We start from the raw sequence: 17,872 nt of genomic DNA, 5'->3' as shown, positions 1-17,872 counted from the left end.
GGACCGGGCCCGGCGTCGATCAGTCGAACACCTCGTCGGCGGCGGTGATGAGGCCGACGCTGGGCGCGGACGCGCAATAGGCCGCGAGCTTCTCGGCATTCGCCACGAAGGTGTCGGTATCGATCACCGGCGGGGCGTCGTCGTCCTTGTAGTAGGCGTCGAGCCACGTGAGGATGATGGTGATGGTCGGCTTGTCCGCCTGGAGGAACTGCTGGCAGGTCATGGTGGAGAGGTCCCACTTTTCGGCCGCAGCGGGATGAAGCCCCGCCAGCAGGATAACGGCCGCGACGACCAGATGTTTCACCATTGCGCCCTCCCGGGAAGCTGCGGCCTTGCCGGCCGGCTGCCGCATCATGCGCCCGGGCGCGAACCCGCGCCAGCGGTGACGGGCGGCCTTTCCGGAGCAAGATCGCGCGATGGCGCGCAGCAGGAGCGGCAGGCAGGCGCGCGCTCAGCGCGCGCCGAGCACGGCGGCGCAGGCGGGGGGCAGGTCGGTCAGCGTCAGCGGCGGCTTGGGCTTGGACGGCTCCTTCTCCGGCTTCGGGTGCAGCACCTCGTCGGTGAACCACCAGTCCAGCTCGGCGCCGCAGCCCTCGCCGGTGGGCGGCGCCTCCTGCGCGCGGCACTCGGGGCTGCCGGCCGGGCAGGTGAGGCGCACGTGCATGTGGTAGTCGTGGCCCCAGTAAGGCCGTACCTTCGCGAGGAAGGAGCGGTCGCCGGTCGCCTCGCGGCACAGCGCCTTCTTGATGGCGGCGTTGACGAAGATGCGCTCCACCCGCGGATCGAGCGCGGCGGCGCGGACCACCTTCCAGTGGTCGGGGCGCCAGTTGGCGGGGTCGATGTCCTTGCGGTCCGCGCGCACCATCATCGAGGCGGAGAGCTTCTCGCGCTCGTCCCGCGTCAGCTCGCGGCCGGGGCTCGGGGTCAGCCAGATGTCGGCATCGAGCCCCACCTGGTGTGAGGCGTGTCCGGTAAGCATGGGCCCGCCGCGCGGCTGCGCCATGTCGCCCACGAGGATGCCGTTCCATCCCGCCACCTTCGGCACCTGCGCGGAGAACCGCTCCAGGAAGGCGACGAGGTCCGGGTGGCCCCAGTTGCGGTTGCGCGACAGGCGCATGACCTGCCAGTTCGGCCCGTTCACCGGCAGCGCCTCGCCGCCGGCAAGGCAGCCCTTGGAATAAAAGCCGATGGAACGGGCCGCGAGGGGGGCGGGCCCATCCACCCGGCCGAACAGCTCCTTGGCGGGGGTGCTCGCGCTCGCAGGCTTCGCGGCCCCGCCGCCGGCGGCAAGGCCGGCGGGCGGCGCCAGCTGCTGCGCCCGGGCCGCGCCCGGGCCGGCGAGCAGGCCGGCGAGCAGGGTGAGCCCCGCCGCCCGGAGCAGGGGGCGCGCGATGGGGCGCGCGGCGCGGGAGCGCGTGCGGCCTGCCAAAAGGGCGGCAGCCATCAGCTCGTGGCCTTGTGGGTGAGGATGACGAAGTCGCCGTCGCTGCGGGTGCCGGGGTGGGCCGGCAGGTCGGTGACGAACAGGGTGGCGCCGGGCGTCACCAGCGCCGCCACCTGCCGGTTGATGGAGGGGTCCACGGCGATGCGCGCCAGCGCCTTCTGGGCCGCGCCGGCCGGCGCGTTGCCGCCCTCGTAGGACACGGCGCTCCAGCGCGGGGCGGCGCCGTCCTTGCTCATGAGCACGTAGACCACATTGCCGAGCGGCGTCTGCGGATCGCGGATGGTCACCGGACCCTGCACCGTGGTCTGGGCGCCGCGCAGCACGGTGATGGTCCTGTCCGCTCCGCTCACCACCATGGAGACCGGCTCCGGCGGGGCGGGCGCGATGGGGACCGCAGCGCCGGCCGCGGCCGCCACCTGCGCCTGATCCTCCGGCGGCGCGCCCTGGCCGGTGGCGGCGACGGCGAGCTGCTGCTCCAGCCCCTCGCCCATGAGCAGGCCGGGATGGAGCACGTCCTCCGGCGCCGAATGGCTGTCGGCGATGATGACCGGCGTGCCCAGATGGGTGATGCCGAACACCAGCTTGGAGAAAGCGAGCGGCAGATGCACGCAGCCGTGCGAGGAGGGATAGCCCGGCAGTCCGCCCGCATGCAGCGCGACGCCGGACCAGGTGAGGCGCTCCGTGTAGGGCATGGAAGCGTTGTTGTAGATGGAGGAGTGGTGGTCCACATCCTTGCCGAGGATGGTGAACACCCCGGTCGGCGTCTGGTGCCCCTCCTTGCCGGTGGACACGGTGGTGACGCCGATGCGCACGCCGTTGCGATAGACGTAGCCGCGCTGGTCCGACAGGTTCACCACGATGGCGACGAAGCCGTCCGGCGCGCGCTCGGGATACCACACCCACTCGCCCGGCTTCATGGCCTTGATGGCGGCGATGTCGGGATCGTTGGCGGCGACGACGGGCAGCAGCGCATCCAGCATCAGGGCGCCGGCCAGCGTCGTGCCGAGCTTGAGGGCGCCGCGCCGGCTCAGGCGGTGGAGGAGCGGCATGAGGATCTCCCACGTGTGAATGGGGCGGGTTCGGCCAAGGCAGGGTCCAGCGAAACGGATACGCCATCGCGTGACGACAATGCGTTAACGCTCCATGTGTGGCGCGCCCGGCCGGCCCTGTCCATGCCGCCGTGGCCCCTGCATCCGGAACGCGCCGGCCCGCGCCCGTCGCGCCGCCGTCTTCCCTGCCGGGAGCCGCATCGCGGCGGGGCGGTTGGGTGGCGAGGCCGGCACGGCAGCGTTCCGGCGGCTCCTGCGCCGTTCGCCGGGGGCGCATCGCTCAAAATGGCATGCGGGCAGATTCGCGCGGGCACCCCTCACCCCTGACCCCTCACCCCACCATCGGCACCGCCCGCTCCACCGCGATCCCCTCCGGCGTGACGCGGCAGGCGAGGCCGAGCGCTTCCACCCCGAGACCGCGAGCGCGGTCGAAGGCGCGGCCGTAGGCGCCGTCGAGGTCGCGGGCGAGGGCGATGGCCTCAGCCGAGCCGATCTGGCTGACATAGACCATCACCGCCCGGTTGCCGCGGCCTGCCTCCTCCGCCAGCTCGTCGAGATGCTTGGCACCGCGCGCGGTCACGCAATCGGGGAATTCGGCCCGGCCGGGGGTGCGCATGAGGTGGACGTTCTTCACCTCCACGAGGCACAGCGGGCGGGCGTCGTCCTCCAGCTGGATGTCGATGCGGCTCGCGCGGCCATAGCGCACCTCGCGCCTGAGGCGCGCATAGCCGGCCAGCTCCGGCACGCGGCCGGAGGCGATGGCCTCGGCCACCAGCAGGTTGGGGTGCATGGTGTTGACGCCCACCAGCTCCGGTCCGGCGCCGAAATCCGCCTCCACCAGCTCCCAGCTCAGCGGCAGCTTGCGCGCGGGGTTGGCGGAGCGGGAGAGCCAGACCCGGCTGCCCGGCGCATCCAGCCCCAGCATGGCGCCGGAATTGGCCACGTGGGCGGTGGTCTCGGTGCCGTCCTCCAGCACCACGTCCGCGAGGAAGCGCTTGTAGCGCCGGACCAGGCGGCCTTCGATCAGAGGCGTGGCGAACAGCATCAGCCGCGCGCGGGCCCGGCCGCGTCGTCGCTGCGGCCGTGCAGGCAGATGAGGGTCTGGCTGCCGCTCGCCACATGGACCCGGGCGCCGTCCTGCTCGGCGTGCACATCGAGCCGCACGATGGTGAGCGTGCGCCCGGAGCGCACCACCTCGCCCACCGCCACCAGCCGCTCGCCCCGGCCGGGCGCCATGATGTTGATCTTGTATTCCACCGTCAGCACCGTCGAGCCGGGCGGGAACAGGGAGAAGGCGGCATAGCCGCCCGCCGTGTCGGCGATGGCACCGATGGAGCCGCCGTGGAAGAAGCCGTGCTGCTGGGTGACGCGCGCGGAAAACGGCAGCACCACCTCCACCCGTCCCGGCGCCACCGCGCCGAGGTGGGCGCCGATGGTGTCCATGAACGGCTGGCGGGCGAAGCTGTCGCGCACCTTGGTCTCGTAGGCGGGATCGGCGGGCGCGAAGGCGGCGGGCGCGGGATGCGGGCCGGGATGCGGAGGAGGCTGGGAGGTCATGGGCACCGGGGGAGGGTGGGAAGGTGTCGCGCGACCATAGCCGAGTTCGGCCTCGGCGCGCATCTCCCGCGGGGCGGCGGCCGGCCCTTGTGCCGCGTTGACAGGGGCGTGGCGCGCGTCCCTTGTCGGGCACCACCCCGCCCACCGGAACGCCGCCCATGAGCTATCTCTACCTTGCCATCGCCATCGTGGCGGAGGTCATCGCCACGTCCGCCCTCAAGGCGACGGAGGGCTTCAGCCGTGTGGGGCCCTCGGCGCTGGTGGTGCTGGGATATGCGACAGCCTTCTACTGCCTGTCCCTCACCCTGCGCGAGCTGCCGGTGGGCATCGCCTATGCCATCTGGTCCGGGGTGGGGATCGTCCTGGTCACCGCCATCGCCTGGCTCTGGTACGGCCAGAAGCTCGACCTGCCGGCGCTGGTCGGCCTCGCGCTCATCATCGCCGGGGTGCTGGTGATCAACATTCTGTCGAAGAGCGTCGCCCATTGAACAAGCAGGCAACGAAAGAAAAGGCGGCGCCCTGGGGCGCCGCCTTGCCGTCGGGGCAGACGGGGTGATCAGCCGGTGACGAGCTCGCCTTCGTCGCGAGCGCTCTCGGGCATCAGCAGGTCGAACAGCCGGCCGGTGGCCAGGCGCTGCGCCTGCAGCACCGCACCGGCCATGCCCTGCGCATCCGCCGCCGCTTCCTGCGCCAGCGAGAGCGCGGTGGGGAAGGGGGCGGTGAGCTCGGCGACGACCTCGTCGGTGTCGAACGTCAGCTCCGCGTCGAACTTCCGCGCGATCTGCTGCATCCGCCGGTTGTGGGCCAGGCAGTTCATGCACAGCGTGCGGATGCCGCGATTGCGGGCGGTGAGGATCACGCGCTCCAGCAGCAGGCTGCCGAGGCCGTGATTCTGATATTCGCGCTCCACGCTGAAGGCGGCTTCCGCTTCGCCCGGCAGCACATCGCCCATGGGGTACAGCTCGGCGGCGGCACGCAGCTCGCCGTCCACGAAGCACCCATGCACGATGGCGCCGGTGCGGAACACCCGCGACGCATAGCGCTCAACAAACTCGGCGGATACCGCAGAGCCGAACCTGGACCGGCGGCTCTCCTGATCGAGCCTCAGGAGATGATCGCGAAACAGCGCGGCCTCTCCGGTCCAAAGCTTGCGGATGATCCCCGGTGCGACCTGTTCGGTCATGGTAGTCTCCAGACTTGGCGTCTTGGAAAGCCCCCGGTTCCTCCGCAACGGAACTTATGTGCATTGCAGCAAAGGTCAATACCCCTGACCTTAACGAATAGGGCAATCTCCTGACCAAAATCCGGCTCATGCGGCATAGATGATTGATTTAAATCAATAAAATTACGCCATGCGTCCAGCGCAGCGCGGCTAGGTCGCTGCCACAGGCCTCGCGCACCTGCGGTTGCAGTGCCGAAGGCGGGCCGCCTACCGCACCAGGATGGCGCGGAAGTCGTTCACGTTGGTCAGGGTCGGCCCGGTGATGACCAGACGGTCGAGGGCCGAGAAGAAGCTGTAGCCATCGTTGTTGGCGAGGTAGGCGGCGGGATTGGCGCCCTTCCGCGCCGCCTCCTCCAGCACCGCCGAATCGAACCAGGCGCCGGCATTGTCCTCGGTGCCGTCCACCCCGTCGGTGTCGCAGGAGATGGCGGAGACCCCCTCCCGCCCCTTCAGCGCGATGGCGAGGGCCAGCAGGAACTCGACGCTGCGGCCGCCCCGGCCCTTGCCGCGGACGGTGACGGTGGTCTCGCCTCCCGAGAGCAGCACGCAGGGCGCGGCCGCCGGCATGCCGTGGGCGGCGGCGCAATTAGCGATGCCGGCGAACACGATGGCGGCTTCCCGCGCCTCGCCCTCGATGGCGTCGCCGAGGATCAGCGGGGTGAGGCCATAGGCGCGGGCGCGGGTGGCCGCGGCCTCGAGCGCCATCAGCGGCGTGGCGATCATGTGCACCTCCTGGCCGGGCAGGGCGGCGCCGTCCACGGTGTTGGCGCGGATCACCCGCTCCAGCCGCTCCGTCACCGCGATGCCCCAGGCGCGCATGAGCTCGAGCACCGCATCGGGATCGGACGCCTCGGGAATGGTCGGGCCGGAGCCGATGGCGGCCGGATCGTCGCCCGGCACGTCGGAGATGAGGTAGGTCACCGCCCGTGCCGGTGCGATGGCGGCGGCGAGGCGCCCGCCCTTGATGGCGGAAACCGACTTGCGCACCCGGTTCATCACGCCGATGGGCGCGCCGGACTTCAGCAGCGCGCTGTTCAGCGCCTGCTTGTCCTCCAGCGTCAGGCCCTCCGCCGGCAGGGTCAGCAGCGCCGAGGCGCCGCCCGACATGAGGCTCACCACCAGATCATCCGGCCCGGCGCTGCGGGCGAGCTCCAGGATGCGGCGGGCGGCATCGAGGCCGGCCTGGTCGGGCACCGGGTGGGCGGCCTCGACGATCTCGATATGCTGGGTCTCGCAGCCGTGGCCATAGCGGGTGACGATGAGCCCCTCGCACGGGCGGCCCCATTCCGCCTCGAACGCGCGCGCCATGCGGGCGGAGGCCTTGCCGGCGCCGATGACGATGGTGCGACCGCCCTTGGCCACGTCGGGCGGGGCCGGCAGGCGATCCCTGAATTTGCCTTCCGGCAGCGCTGCAGCGAGCGCCGCGTCGAACAGGCCGAGAAGGATGTCCCTGTCGGACAGGGTCTCACTCGCCATGGCGTCCTCCCGCCCGCGCCGGCCGGGGCGCGGAATTGCGATTATTTTCCCATCGGCTGTACCGGCCGGCCGGCGGTCGATCAATGCCGGGAAGCGAAAGGGACCTTTAATGCCGTGCGCAAGGTGACGGCCGGGCGGTCGCCGGGCGGCGTTCCGTGGCCGCCGGACTTTGTGCGCCCGGGAGCGGCGCCGGGTTACGCGCGCTGCTTGCGGCGCGTCCCGAGGGGACGGCATCGGGCCCCCGCCATCCTGGCCTCCGGGGCTCCGAGGTGTGGTGCATCGGCGGCGGCGAGCGCCTATATGGGCGGCATGAGCGATGCGCCCCACCTCGTCTTCGACCGGCCCCTGGTCCGCCGCCGCCTCGCGCGCGCTGCCCGCATCGGCCCCGAGCCCTTCTTGCTGGAGCGGGTGGCGGAGGACATGGCGGATCGGCTCGCCGCGGTGAAGCGCCGGTTCGAGACGGCGGTGGATCTCGGCACGCCGGCCGATGCCCTTGCCCGGGCGCTGGCCGGCCATGCAGGAGTCGGGCGCCTGTTGCGGGCGGCACCGCTGGCGATCGAGGGGGCGCGCGCGGATCTGGTGGCCGACGAGGAGGCGCTGCCGTTCGCGCCGGCGTCGCTCGATCTCATCGTATCGGCGCTGTCGCTGCAGAGCGTCAACGACCTGCCCGGCGTGCTGGCGCAGGTGCGCCGCGCGCTGCGGCCCGACGGGCTGTTCCTCGGCGCGCTGCTCGGCGGCGGCAGCCTCGCCGAGCTGCGCCAGTCCTTCGCCATCGCCGAGAGCGAGACCACGGGCGGCCTCTCGCCGCGTGTCGCACCGTTCGCGGACGTGCGCGACCTCGGCGCGCTGCTGCAGCGGGCCGGCTTCGCTTTGCCGGTGACGGACGTGGACCGCGTGGTGGTGCGCTACGCCAATCCCTTCTCCCTGTTCGCCGATCTGCGGCGCATGGGAGCGGCCAACGCGCTCGCCGAACGCCGGCGCGTGCCGTTGCGCCGCGCCACCCTGCTGCGGGCGGCCGAGGTGTATGCGGAACGATTCGCCGATCCCGACGGCCGCCTGCGCGCCACGTTCGAGATCGTCTATCTGCTGGGGTGGGCCCCGCACGAGAGCCAGCAGAAGCCCATGCGGCCTGGCTCCGCGCGGATGCGCCTTGCCGATGCGCTCGGCGCGCGGGAAGTGCCGTTGCCGCCGGACGAGGGGGCCGGCGGCTGATCGCCCCGGTCGCGATGGCGCGCGGGGCAATGCCTTCTGAAGCTTTAGAGGTGCCCTGCAGGCGGGACGTGCTCTAGAACGGGGGACGCATCAGCAGCGGGGGAAACGCATGAGCGGACAGTCCGGGACCGGCGGCGGGCGGGAGGAGCCCGTTCTCATCGACGGCTTCAGCCATCTGCGCTCCATCAGCACGCGATGGGCCGACGTGGACGTCTACGGCCACGTGAACAACGTGGTCTATTATTCCTACTTCGACACGGTGGTGAACGAGCAGCTCGTGGCCGCCGGCGCGCTGGACCCGCAGACGAGCCCTGTCATCGGCCTCGTGGTGGAGACGCGCTGCACCTATTTCCGCAGCCTCACCTATCCGGCACCGGTCATCGCCGGCATGCGGGTGTCGAAGCTCGGCTCCTCCTCGGTGCGCTACGAGATCGCCCTGTTCCAGGGGGAGGACCCGCGCGCGGCGGCGCAGGGGCACTTCGTCCATGTCTATGTGGATCGCGCCAGCCAGCGCCCGGTGCCGATTCCAGACCCGGTGCGGGCGCTGCTGGTGCCCCTCGTGGTGTGAGCCTGAAACGCACATGCCCCGGACGAGCCGGGGCATGGCGACATATGGCGGAAGCGGCCCGGACGGCCGCGCGCGGCGGCGGGCGCCGGCCGGATCAGACGATGTACTGGGCGCCGTTGATGGTCAGCGTCGAGCCGGTGATGAAGCTGGCCTCGTCGGAGGCCAGGAACACCACGGCGCGGGCGATGTCCTCCGGCTCGCCGAGGCGGCCGACCGGGATGGTCGCGACGATCTTGGCCAGAGCCTCCGCGGGCACCGCGCGCACCATCTCGGTGGCGATGTAGCCGGGGCAGATGACGTTCGCGGTGATGCCGAGCTTGGCATTTTCCTGCGCCAGCGCCTTCACGAAGCCGATCTCGCCGGCCTTGGCTGCGGAATAGTTGGTCTGGCCGAACTGGCCCTTCTGCCCGTTGATGGACGAGATGCAGACGATGCGGCCGAACTTGCGGTCGCGCATGCCCTCGATCAGCGGGCGGGTCATGTTGAAGGCAGAGTTCAGGTTGGTGTTGATCACCGCCTGCCACTGCTCCAGCGACATCTTGTGGAACTGGCCGTCACGGGTGATGCCGGCGTTGTTCACCAGCACCTCGACGGGACCCACCTCGGCTTCAACCTTGGCGAGGCCGGCCTTGCAGGATTCGAAATCGGAGACGTCCCACTTGTAGGCGGGAATGCCGGTCTTCTCGGTGAAGGCCTTGGCGGCCTCGTCGTTGCCGGCGTAATTCGCGACCACCGTGTAGCCAGCGCTCTTCAGCGCGACCGAGATCGCCTCGCCGATACCCCGCGTGCCGCCCGTGACCAATGCGACGCGTCCCATGGTTCCCTCCTCGCTCTATTGGCTCGACCTGACGTAGCAGCACCCGTCCCGGGCGGATCGAGCCACACCCGGGTCGGGACTTAGCAAGCGAATCTTTCTCCCGGAAAACAGCCGGCCGCGATGGAACGTCGCGGACCGCGGGCGCCGAAGCGGCCGGGGCCGGCCCGCCGGGAACGCATGTCCCGCGCGGGCCGGAGCCGGACCGGTCAGTCGCGCTCGACGCACATGGCGATGCCCATGCCGCCGCCGATGCACAGGGTGGCAAGGCCCTTCTTGGCATCGCGCTTCTGCATCTCGTGCAGCAGGGTAACCAGCACGCGGGTGCCGGAGGCGCCGATGGGGTGGCCGATGGCGATGGCGCCGCCGTTCACGTTCACCTTCGAGGTGTCCCAGCCGAGGCCCTTGTTCACCGCGATGGCCTGGGCGGCGAACGCCTCGTTGGCCTCGATCAGGTCGAGGTCGTCCTTGGACCAGCCGGCCTTCTCCAGCGCCAGCTTGGAGGCCGGGATGGGGCCGGTGCCCATGACGGACGGATCCACGCCGGCCTGCGCCCACGAGACGATGCGGGCCAGCGGGGTCTTGCCTTCGGCCTTGGCGCGGGCGGCGCTCATCAGCACCACGGCGGCCGCGCCGTCGTTGATGCCCGAGGCATTGCCGGCGGTGACGGAGCCGTCCTTGGCGAAGGCGGGCTTCAGCTTGGCCATGGCCTCGATGGTGGCGCCGTGGCGGATGTACTCGTCGGCGTCCACCACCACGTCGCCCTTGCGGGTGGAGATGGTGACGGGGACGATCTCATCCTTGAACCGGCCGGACTTCTGGGCCGCTTCCGCCTTGTTCTGGGAGGCGACGGCGAACTCGTCCTGCTCCTGGCGGGTGATCTGGAATTCCTTGGCCACGTTCTCGGCGGTGTTGCCCATGTGGTAGCCGTTGAAGGCATCCCACAGGCCGTCCTTGATCATGGTGTCCACGAAATCGGCGTTGCCCATGCGCACGCCATTGCGCAGGTGCGCGGCGTGGGTGGACTGGCTCATGGATTCCTGACCGCCGGCGACCACCACCTCGCTGTCGCCGTTGGCGATGGCCTGAGCGCCGAGCGCGACCGAGCGGAGGCCCGAGCCGCACACCATCTGCACCTCATAGGCAGGGGCGCCGATCGGCACGCCGGCCTTGAGCGACGCCTGGCGGGCGGGGTTCTGGCCCTGGGCGGCGGTGAGCACCTGACCGAGAATCACCTCGCTCACCTGATCCACCGGAATGCCGGACCGCTCCAGCGCGGCCTTGATGGCGATGGCGCCGAGCTCATGCGCGGGCAGCGGCGCCAGTGCGCCGTTGAACGAACCGACGGGGGTGCGCACTGCGCCGACGATGACGACCTCGTCCTTCATGTTTCTCTCCTGGGGAAGATCGGGCGGGCGGCTTTGCGCCTCATTGGACGTGAGGTGTTGAAAACTCGGCCCCTATCGTGGCCGGGCCGGACGATGTGTCAATGACCCACCTCATGGCAAGGGCGAGAAGCCCGCGACGGGATTCAACCTTCGTCTGTGCGACGTGCGCAAGACACAACGGCGCGTGTCTGGCGCGTGTGCACAATGGACGCGGGCATCGCACACAAAGTGGTAGCTCTGCCCATAAAAACGCCCTAACCTGCCGATCCGAGCAAGGAAAACGGATGACCGGACGATGGCAAAGTCTACAGAGCCAGTCACCATCAAGAAATACGCCAACCGCCGTCTCTACAACACGGGGACCAGCACCTACGTGACCCTCGAAGATCTCGCCAACATGGTGAAGGATGGCGAGGATTTCGTGGTGTACGACGCCAAGAACGGCGAGGATATCACTCACTCCGTGCTGACCCAGATCATCTTCGAGCAGGAAAACAAGGGTCAGAATCTTCTGCCCATCGCTTTCCTGCGGCAGATCATCCGGTTTTACGGTGACAGCATGCAGATGCTGGTGCCGCGCTATCTGGAAGCGTCCATCGACAGCTTCACCAAGGACCAGGAAAAATTTCGCGATCACGTCACGAAGACGCTGACGGGCGGCGGATTTTCTGGCCTGGACGACCATGTTCGCCGCAACATGGACATGTTCGAGCGCGCCTTCCACATGTTCCTGCCCTTCCCGAAGGGCGAGGAAGGCGCCGCAGCACCCGCCACGACGCCCCCTGCTGCCACGCCTGCTGCCCCGGCTCCGGCCGAGCGGACCGACGAGCTGGACGCGCTCAAGCGCCAGATGGCGGACATGCAGGCCAAGCTCGAGCAGTTGGTGCCGAAGGGCGAGGCCAAGCCGGACGACAGCAACGGCTGAGATGGGTCCGGCGCCGCTGTTCGAGAGAGCCCGGCGCCGGATTTCCCTTGGGGTGCAGGCAGGAGCCGCGCCCGGAGGCATTGGCGCGATTCAATTCAAGGCCAAGGTCCGGCCCCGCTGCGCGCGGGCCGCTGCGCCGCAGCGCTAGGCGCGCCCACAGCTGAGGCGTTCCCGGCCCGTTTTGCGCATGAACCTGTTCGCCCGGGCGCCCTTCACTCGGGCGCTCTTAACTTGGGCGCCATCCATCGGCCGCCCAAGCCGGCGCGCATCAGGGACAAGACGGAGCGGGGACAAGACGGAGCAGGCAGGTGCCGCACCGCGGATCGATCCCGTCGAAGCCGGCCGCATTTCCCTCGATCGCGGACAGTGATCCGCCTTCGGATCGCTCCAGCCGATTCCCGCGGCGCAGGCCGGCCTATTCGCGCGGCTCGACCGAGAAATCGCGCTGCGCCACGCGCACCGACACCGAAAAGCCGGCCACCACGTCCAGCAGCATGATGCACAGCAGCAGGGCGAACACGGAGTTGCCGGCCTGGCGCACCAGCAGGAACTCGGTGATGCCCACCACGAACACCAGCATGGACAGCATGTGATCGATGATGGAGCGCGACGTGATGCGCGTCGCCTTCAGGATCTCGAAGAACAGGAAGAACAGGCTGAGCGCCACGAAGGCCTCGGCCATGCTGATGGTCCACTCCGCCCCCGACAGCATGGAAACCGTCGTCAGCGTGGTCGTCCATTCCATGCCGGGCATCAGGAAGGCGATGATGTTGTAGATCGCGAGGGGGACGATCAGCAACGGGACGGGCGTCAGCATGTGTGCTCCTCGGGCCGTTGGCCGCGCGAGCGAATCCTCGGATGCTCGCCGCGGTGCAGCGGACTGGGTGACACATCAGCCGCGGAAAGTCACGGCCTCGCCCTGCCCGAGGGGAAATGCGGGGGCGCGATTCCCGGACCGGAGGGCGCGGCGAGAATCGGCAGACGGGAAGCTTGCCGCGGCCCGACAGATCGCGCGCGGTACCATGCGGGCGCACAATCGCGGCGCACAAACGACAACGAGGCGCACAAACGACAAAGGCGCCCGAAGGCGCCATGACGCGGACGCGGGGCGCGCGTCCATCAGGCTCGGCACAAGCGGGAGGCGCCGGCATGCCGGCGCCCGCCGGTCAGGCCTCGGCCTTCACCTTCAGGACCTGGCGACCGCGATACATGCCGGTCTTCAGGTCGATGTGGTGGGGACGGCGCAGCTCGCCCGAATCCTTGTCTTCGACATAGGTGGGCTGCTTCAGCGCGTCGGCCGAACGGCGCATGCCGCGACGGGACGGCGAGGTCTTTCTCTTCGGGACAGCCATTGTCCAAACTCCTGAACGGCGTAACGTGAAGGACGCGTGGGTCGACGATCGACTGCGGCGGCCTTCCGGCTCATGAAACCCGTGGTCGGCGAACACGTCGCCGGAGAGCCGAGGTGCAACCCGCCGGGGCGGGGCGCGCGGGGCTCGCCGAGCATTCAGCATTCCCGATTGAAGGCGCGCCTTATACAGGCTCGCGCTGCGGAGCGAAAGCCCCGCCGCGCCGATTTCCCGCCGCGTCTTCATCCATCCCCTATGCCCCAACAATGCCCTCTTGTCAGTCAAGGAGTGCTGCGCGAGGTTGCGCCCCGCTTCGGGCAGCCCGAAGACATTCCGAGGAAACCGGACCCATGATGCGTTCCGCAAGCACCCGTCTTTTCGCCGCCGCGCTGGCCGCGTCGGTCTCCGTCGCCGGCGTCGGAGCCGCGCTGGCGCAGCAGGCCGCGCCCGCCGCGCAGGCGGCCCCGGCCTCCGACCCGGTGGTCGCCACCGTCAACGGAACGCCCATCCGCCAGAGCGAGGTGACCATCGCGCTCGAGGATATCGGCGGCGGTCTGCCGCCCCAGCTGCAGGGCCCGCAGCGGGAGGAGTATGTGCTCTCCTTCCTCACCGACATGACCCTTCTGGCCAAGGCCGCCGAGGCCCAGAAGCTGGACCAGAGCCCCGAATTCCAGCAGCGCCTCGCCTATGCGCGCACCAAGGCGCTCATGGAAGCCATGATGATGCAGGAGGCCAAGAAGGCGGTGACCGCCGAGGCCAAGCGCAAGACCTATGACGAGTTCGTCAAGTCCGCCCCGGCCGAGGCCGAGGTGCGCGCCCGCCACATCCTGGTGGAGGACGAGACCAAGGCCAAGGAAATCGCCAAGAAGGCCAAGGCCGGCGAGGATTTCTCCAAGCTCGCCAAGGAAAACTCCAAGGACAGCGCCGACGACGGCGGCGACCTCGGCTACTTCACCAAGGAGCAGATGGTGCCGGAGTTCGCCGAGGCGGCCTTCAAGCTGGAGAAGGGCCAGGTCTCCGATCCGGTGAAGACGCAGTTCGGCTGGCACGTCATCAAGGTGGAGGACAAGCGCCAGAAGCCGGTTCCGAGCTACGAGCAGGTCGAGGACCAGGTGGAGCAGTACCTCGTGCGCAAGGCCCAGGCCGACATGGTCACCAAGCTGCGCACCGACGCCAAGGTGGAGAAGACCGCCGCCCCGGCCGCGCCCGCGACCCCCGCGGCGCCGGCCCCCGCGGCCGATCCCGCCAAGAAGTGAGCCGCGTCGCGGCCAACGACAGGGGGCGCTTCGGCGCCCCCTTTTGATTCTTGCGTCCGTCGGCGCTGCGTCAGATCTCCTCCAGAGCCGCCTTCGCCCGCGCCTTGAGCTTTGCGGCGTCGAGGGGCGTGTCCTTCTCCGCTTCCACCACCAGGGCGCCGAAGCTTGCGGCGAGCGCGGCGCAGACGCCGAGGGCGCTGATCTCCTCCCGCACATCGCCGCTCCAGCGCAGATCGATGGCCACGTCCCGCGCCGCGAGCGCCCCGGCAAGGGCGGGGGCCGGGGCGTCGGCGGCGCGGAAGCGCAGGGTGAAGCCGGCATCCTCGCCGTCGAGCGTGCGGGGCAGGTAGCCGGACGATTCGAACGGCACATAGCCGTCGTCCAGCATCAGCTTCAGCTTCAGGGCGTCGATGGCGGTCTGCAGGGCATCGCGGGCGGGCACGTCCGCGCGGGCGAGATAGGCGACAAGGGCGCGCGCCATGGCGTCTCCTCCAATCAGGCGAATGAAAAGGGTGCCGCCGGGCGGCCCGGCGGCAGGCTGAAACGGGCAAAGTCTAGTGGATTTCCCCTGTTCCGCACGGGCGCCGTGGCGCGAAACGGCGTCGCGGCCGGGAAAGGCAGAACCGTGGCGCGTCCGGGGATGCGGGTGCCGGGTCGAGGGCAGGCCGGCGCGGTGGCCGGGACCGGCCCCGATCCGCCTTCCGACTGCGTTCCGGCCGGTCACCGAGCGGGCGCGTGGTGGCCCGAGGTTCCGGCCTCGGCGGCGATGGCCGCCTGCCTCCGCGCCCCTCGCGCGTCTGGCGCTGTCGCTTCCATGGGAATTGCGCGGGCACCTCCGCGCCATCGCTGAAGATGGTGGAAATGGCCTCTGGGAGGCGGCTCCGGACGAAGCCGCGCGGGGCGCGCACGGGCCGTGTTCGCCGGCTGTCGGCGGGGGCAAGCGTCCGTGCCTCCGCGCCGTGCGCCCGCGGGGGATCGCGATGCAACCTGCAGCCCGCTCCCGCCGTCCACTCCCTGCCGCCCACTCCCTGTCGCCCCTCAGCGCTGCGGCGCGCCGGTGCAGGTGCGGGACGGGGTGGCGAGGGCGGTCCACACCGCTTCCACGGCCACGGCGTTGTTGCAGCGGTCTGCGGTGGGCTCCAGCTGCTCGTGCAGGTTCATCTGCACCGGCTTGGAGAGCCACCAGCTCATGGAGACGTCGCGGATCTTCTCCGGCGTGGCGGAGCCGACCGGGCAGCGCCCGTCCGCCGCCTCGGGCCACACCTTGATCTGCGCGAGGCTGGCGGCGCAGCGGGTGCCGAAGCGCTGGTCGAGCCAGTAGGCCGCTCCGGCCACCGCGAGGCGCCCCCGCCCGCTGCGCACCGCGCCGATGGCGCCCACGGGGCCGCCCACCTCGGTGAAGGCGGCATGGTCCTCCGCATCCGGCACCACCACGCCGCGCGCGGTGCGCTCCTCGGTGAGCACGCTGGCCGGATCGTTGGAGATGACGAGGATGAACGGGGCGAGGCGCGGCTCCACGTCGGTGATGGCCTGGGCCAGCTCCAGCGCGCTCTGGGCGCCGAAATTCTCGAAGTAGCCTCCGTCCACGATGCGATCCACCACGTCCGTGTCCACCTGGTAGATGGAGCCCGGCGGGGAGATCACCGGAAAGCGCGCGGAATTGGTGGCGGCGGTGGAAAGGCGCACGTCGAGGTCCGACCGGACCAGCCCGTGGAAGTCGATGGCGTGGGTGAAGATGGGGCACTCGGCGTTCGGCCCGCCCGAGGGGCAGCGTCCGGCCGCGGCGAAGGTGGGCAGCAGGTCGGTGGTGACGATGCGCTGGCCGGTCTCCACCGAGGTGCCGTTCAGCACCAGGAACGGCACCCACCGCGCCGGATCGCGCGGTGCGCCGAGGAATGGCGCCGCCATGCGCCCGGCGGCATCCGGCAGGGCCTTGCCACCGGCGTCCGCCACATGGCGGGAGAAGCTGTGCTCCCAGGCCTCCTCCAGCAGCGCCGCCCGATCGCGCAGGAACAGCTGCACCTGATCGTGGAAGGCGAGGCCGAAGAAGGTGGCGGTGAGGTAATCCCCGCCGGTCATGGATTCGAGGCAGTCGCGCCAGCCGCCGATGGCACCGCCGAACCAGTGGGCGGGCGGAACGGCGGGGCAGGGCGGAGCGTTGCCGGCCCGCGCGCCCAGAGCCGCAGCCACCACCGCCGCGCCGTAGGACCCGCCCGACACGCCGGAGATGGCGAAGATGCGGGTGGCCATGTCCTGCCCGGCCAGCGCCTGCTCCACCTCGGGGGAGAAGCGCCCGTCGTCCCGCGCCGCGCGGGCGATCCGCGAGCCGTCGGCGCGGGTGAAGCCGAAGGCCTGCCGGTGGCGCTCGAAATCGAGGAAATGGCCGATCACGCTGGCGGTGAAGAAACCGGCGCGGCTCGCCCCGCCCGCCGCCGCGACGATGAGGGGGCGCGGGCAGGCGCCGGGGTCCTCCGCGCAGCCATTGGCCTGCATCCACAGGTGGACCGCCTGTGCCAGCGAGGTGCGGCGATAGGCGGGCTCTTCGGCGGTCAGGGTGCGCACGCCGTGGTTGTCGCCGAACACATAGACGCCGATGGCGCCCGCCACGAACAGGCCGGTGACGAGCGGGGCGTGGAAGCGCCGCCCCACCGAGGAGAGATAGGACAGGATCGGCACCCAGCCGCCGAAGATCAGCGGCACGGCGAAGGCGAGGGGAAGCCGCGCGGCCAGCCAATGGGGGCTGGCGGCCAGAACGACGATCACCAGCGCGGCATAGGCGAACAGCACCACGCGGCCGGTGGCGTGGAGGTCGTCTGCCGGGTCGCCCGGACGGCTTTCGATGCCGAGCAGGCGGAACACGCCCGCGAGGCGGCGCCCGAGGGCGGCATCGAACCGGGCCAGCCGGCTCTTCCGCGCGCCGCCGCGCATCAGCGTGTAGGCATAGAAGACGGGCACTGCGGCCAGCATCACCCAGCCGAGCCGCACCAGCTGCACACGGGCGGCATCCATGGCCGGCCGGTCGGCGAGGGTGGGCAGGTTGGCTATGGCGGCGAACGCGCCGACGGCCATGGCCACAAAGGTGAGCGCGCCGAGGATGCGCGGCACGTGCCGCACCATCAGGCCCATCGGGAGGTCACGGTCCTTCCCCGCGGCGCGGGCGGCGGCGGTGCGGCGGGCGCACAGGTCCGCCAGCCCGGCATCCGTCTCCATCAGCAGGCGCGCGGCGTAATGCACCGGCATGGCCCACAGCACGAAGACGGCCACGGCCAGCGCCGCCATCGCCCGGGAGATGCCGGCGGCGGCCCCCACCGGCGCGCCGGCCATGGCCACATCGAGGGTGACGTCCTGCGCCTGGGTCACGAAGGCCATGAGGGCGAGGCCGAGGACGACGCTCGCCAGCGGCACCCGCACCACCCACAGCACCAGCGCGAAATCGAGGATGCGCCGCCAGATGCGGCCGGGAAGGGACCGGGGAAAAGGATCAGGCTGCCGGGAAGCATGCTGCCCGGCCTGCGGCGCGATCGGCTCGATCCTCATGCGTGCCTCCAGTCCCCGCACGCATGGGCAGAATACATGCCCGGCGGGCGCCGGACAACGGCCGGCAGCGCTTGC

At 70.6% G+C, this 17,872-nt stretch carries 18 protein-coding genes; 5 read left to right on the top strand and 13 right to left on the bottom strand.

The genetic code is table 11. The features are described 5' to 3' along the window. Positions 1-19: 19 nt before the first annotated feature. From V5F49_RS02960 to V5F49_RS02940, 5 genes are all read right to left on the bottom strand, one after another. On the bottom strand, positions 20-307 hold the full coding sequence (locus V5F49_RS02960) for an HdeA/HdeB family chaperone (protein WP_394114663.1): 288 nt from the start codon (positions 305-307) through the stop codon (positions 20-22). 144 nt (positions 308-451) lie between these two features. Then, positions 452-1,444 carry a penicillin-insensitive murein endopeptidase gene (gene mepA, locus V5F49_RS02955; RefSeq protein WP_394114664.1) on the bottom strand — a complete coding sequence of 331 codons (993 nt, stop codon included), beginning with the start codon at positions 1,442-1,444 and terminating at the stop codon, positions 452-454. Further along, positions 1,444-2,493, bottom strand: a complete 1,050-nt coding sequence (locus tag V5F49_RS02950) for a L,D-transpeptidase (RefSeq protein WP_394114665.1) — start codon at positions 2,491-2,493, stop codon at positions 1,444-1,446. The genes mepA and V5F49_RS02950 overlap by 1 nt, the downstream gene beginning before the upstream one ends. 331 nt (positions 2,494-2,824) lie before the next feature. Next, a complete protein-coding gene (gene sfsA, locus V5F49_RS02945; RefSeq protein WP_394114666.1) occupies positions 2,825-3,538 on the bottom strand; it encodes a DNA/RNA nuclease SfsA in 714 nt (237 codons plus the stop codon). Then, a complete protein-coding gene (locus V5F49_RS02940; protein ID WP_394114667.1) occupies positions 3,538-4,050 on the bottom strand; it encodes a PaaI family thioesterase in 513 nt (170 codons plus the stop codon). The genes sfsA and V5F49_RS02940 overlap by 1 nt, the downstream gene beginning before the upstream one ends. 158 nt (positions 4,051-4,208) lie before the next feature. Here V5F49_RS02940 and V5F49_RS02935 point away from each other — a divergent pair, with 158 nt between their 5' ends. Continuing rightward, positions 4,209-4,538 carry an SMR family transporter gene (locus tag V5F49_RS02935; RefSeq protein WP_394114668.1) on the top strand — a complete coding sequence of 110 codons (330 nt, stop codon included), beginning with the start codon at positions 4,209-4,211 and terminating at the stop codon, positions 4,536-4,538. Positions 4,539-4,606: 68 nt separating this feature from the next. Here V5F49_RS02935 and V5F49_RS02930 read toward each other — a convergent pair whose 3' ends face one another. Together V5F49_RS02930 and V5F49_RS02925 are read right to left on the bottom strand one after the other, a co-directional pair. Beyond that, positions 4,607-5,233 (bottom strand): GNAT family N-acetyltransferase, encoded by a 627-nt coding sequence (locus V5F49_RS02930; protein WP_394114669.1) that lies wholly within the window; start codon positions 5,231-5,233, stop codon positions 4,607-4,609. A gap of 246 nt (positions 5,234-5,479) precedes the next feature. Further along, positions 5,480-6,748: a glycerate kinase type-2 family protein gene (locus V5F49_RS02925; RefSeq protein ID WP_394114670.1), complete on the bottom strand. Its 1,269-nt coding sequence runs from the start codon at positions 6,746-6,748 to the stop codon at positions 5,480-5,482. 309 nt (positions 6,749-7,057) lie between these two features. On the opposite strand from V5F49_RS02925, the gene V5F49_RS02920 reads away from it, so the two are divergent. Together V5F49_RS02920 and V5F49_RS02915 are read left to right on the top strand one after the other, a co-directional pair. After that, positions 7,058-7,960, top strand: coding sequence for a methyltransferase domain-containing protein (locus V5F49_RS02920; RefSeq protein WP_394114898.1), 903 nt, complete (start codon positions 7,058-7,060; stop codon positions 7,958-7,960). 109 nt (positions 7,961-8,069) lie between these two features. Next, complete coding sequence (locus V5F49_RS02915) at positions 8,070-8,528, top strand: acyl-CoA thioesterase (protein ID WP_394114671.1); 459 nt, start codon at positions 8,070-8,072, stop codon at positions 8,526-8,528. Positions 8,529-8,622: 94 nt separating this feature from the next. Here the strand turns inward: V5F49_RS02915 and phbB are convergent, their stop codons facing one another. Both phbB and V5F49_RS02905 read right to left on the bottom strand, forming a co-directional pair. Beyond that, entirely contained in the window at positions 8,623-9,345 is a 723-nt protein-coding gene (gene phbB, locus V5F49_RS02910) for an acetoacetyl-CoA reductase (RefSeq protein ID WP_394114672.1), read from the bottom strand. 206 nt (positions 9,346-9,551) lie between these two features. Then, positions 9,552-10,730: an acetyl-CoA C-acetyltransferase gene (locus V5F49_RS02905; protein ID WP_394114673.1), complete on the bottom strand. Its 1,179-nt coding sequence runs from the start codon at positions 10,728-10,730 to the stop codon at positions 9,552-9,554. A gap of 295 nt (positions 10,731-11,025) precedes the next feature. Between V5F49_RS02905 and phaR the strand changes: the two genes are divergently transcribed. Continuing rightward, the gene (gene phaR, locus V5F49_RS02900) at positions 11,026-11,655 is read left to right on the top strand and encodes a polyhydroxyalkanoate synthesis repressor PhaR (RefSeq protein ID WP_394114674.1); all 630 of its coding nucleotides are present in this window, start codon (positions 11,026-11,028) and stop codon (positions 11,653-11,655) included. A gap of 415 nt (positions 11,656-12,070) precedes the next feature. Here the strand turns inward: phaR and V5F49_RS02895 are convergent, their stop codons facing one another. Then, positions 12,071-12,472 carry a hypothetical protein gene (locus V5F49_RS02895; protein ID WP_394114675.1) on the bottom strand — a complete coding sequence of 134 codons (402 nt, stop codon included), beginning with the start codon at positions 12,470-12,472 and terminating at the stop codon, positions 12,071-12,073. Between the two features lie 349 nt (positions 12,473-12,821). Further along, the gene (gene rpmF / locus V5F49_RS02890; protein ID WP_394114676.1) at positions 12,822-13,007 is read right to left on the bottom strand and encodes a 50S ribosomal protein L32; all 186 of its coding nucleotides are present in this window, start codon (positions 13,005-13,007) and stop codon (positions 12,822-12,824) included. A gap of 347 nt (positions 13,008-13,354) precedes the next feature. Here rpmF and V5F49_RS02885 point away from each other — a divergent pair, with 347 nt between their 5' ends. Then, positions 13,355-14,260 (top strand): peptidylprolyl isomerase, encoded by a 906-nt coding sequence (locus V5F49_RS02885; RefSeq protein ID WP_394114677.1) that lies wholly within the window; start codon positions 13,355-13,357, stop codon positions 14,258-14,260. A 70-nt stretch (positions 14,261-14,330) separates the two neighbouring features. Here the strand turns inward: V5F49_RS02885 and V5F49_RS02880 are convergent, their stop codons facing one another. Both V5F49_RS02880 and V5F49_RS02875 read right to left on the bottom strand, forming a co-directional pair. Beyond that, on the bottom strand, positions 14,331-14,741 hold the full coding sequence (locus tag V5F49_RS02880) for a hypothetical protein (protein ID WP_394114678.1): 411 nt from the start codon (positions 14,739-14,741) through the stop codon (positions 14,331-14,333). Between the two features lie 557 nt (positions 14,742-15,298). After that, positions 15,299-17,797, bottom strand: coding sequence for a hypothetical protein (locus V5F49_RS02875; protein WP_394114679.1), 2,499 nt, complete (start codon positions 17,795-17,797; stop codon positions 15,299-15,301). Positions 17,798-17,872 lie beyond the last annotated feature (75 nt).

The sequence above is a fragment of the Xanthobacter lutulentifluminis genome (assembly GCF_043194675.2).
Taxonomy (GTDB): Bacteria; Pseudomonadota; Alphaproteobacteria; order Rhizobiales; family Xanthobacteraceae; genus Xanthobacter.
The sequence above is the reverse complement of the archived record's forward strand: the minus strand, read 5'-3'. Positions and strand labels throughout refer to the sequence as shown.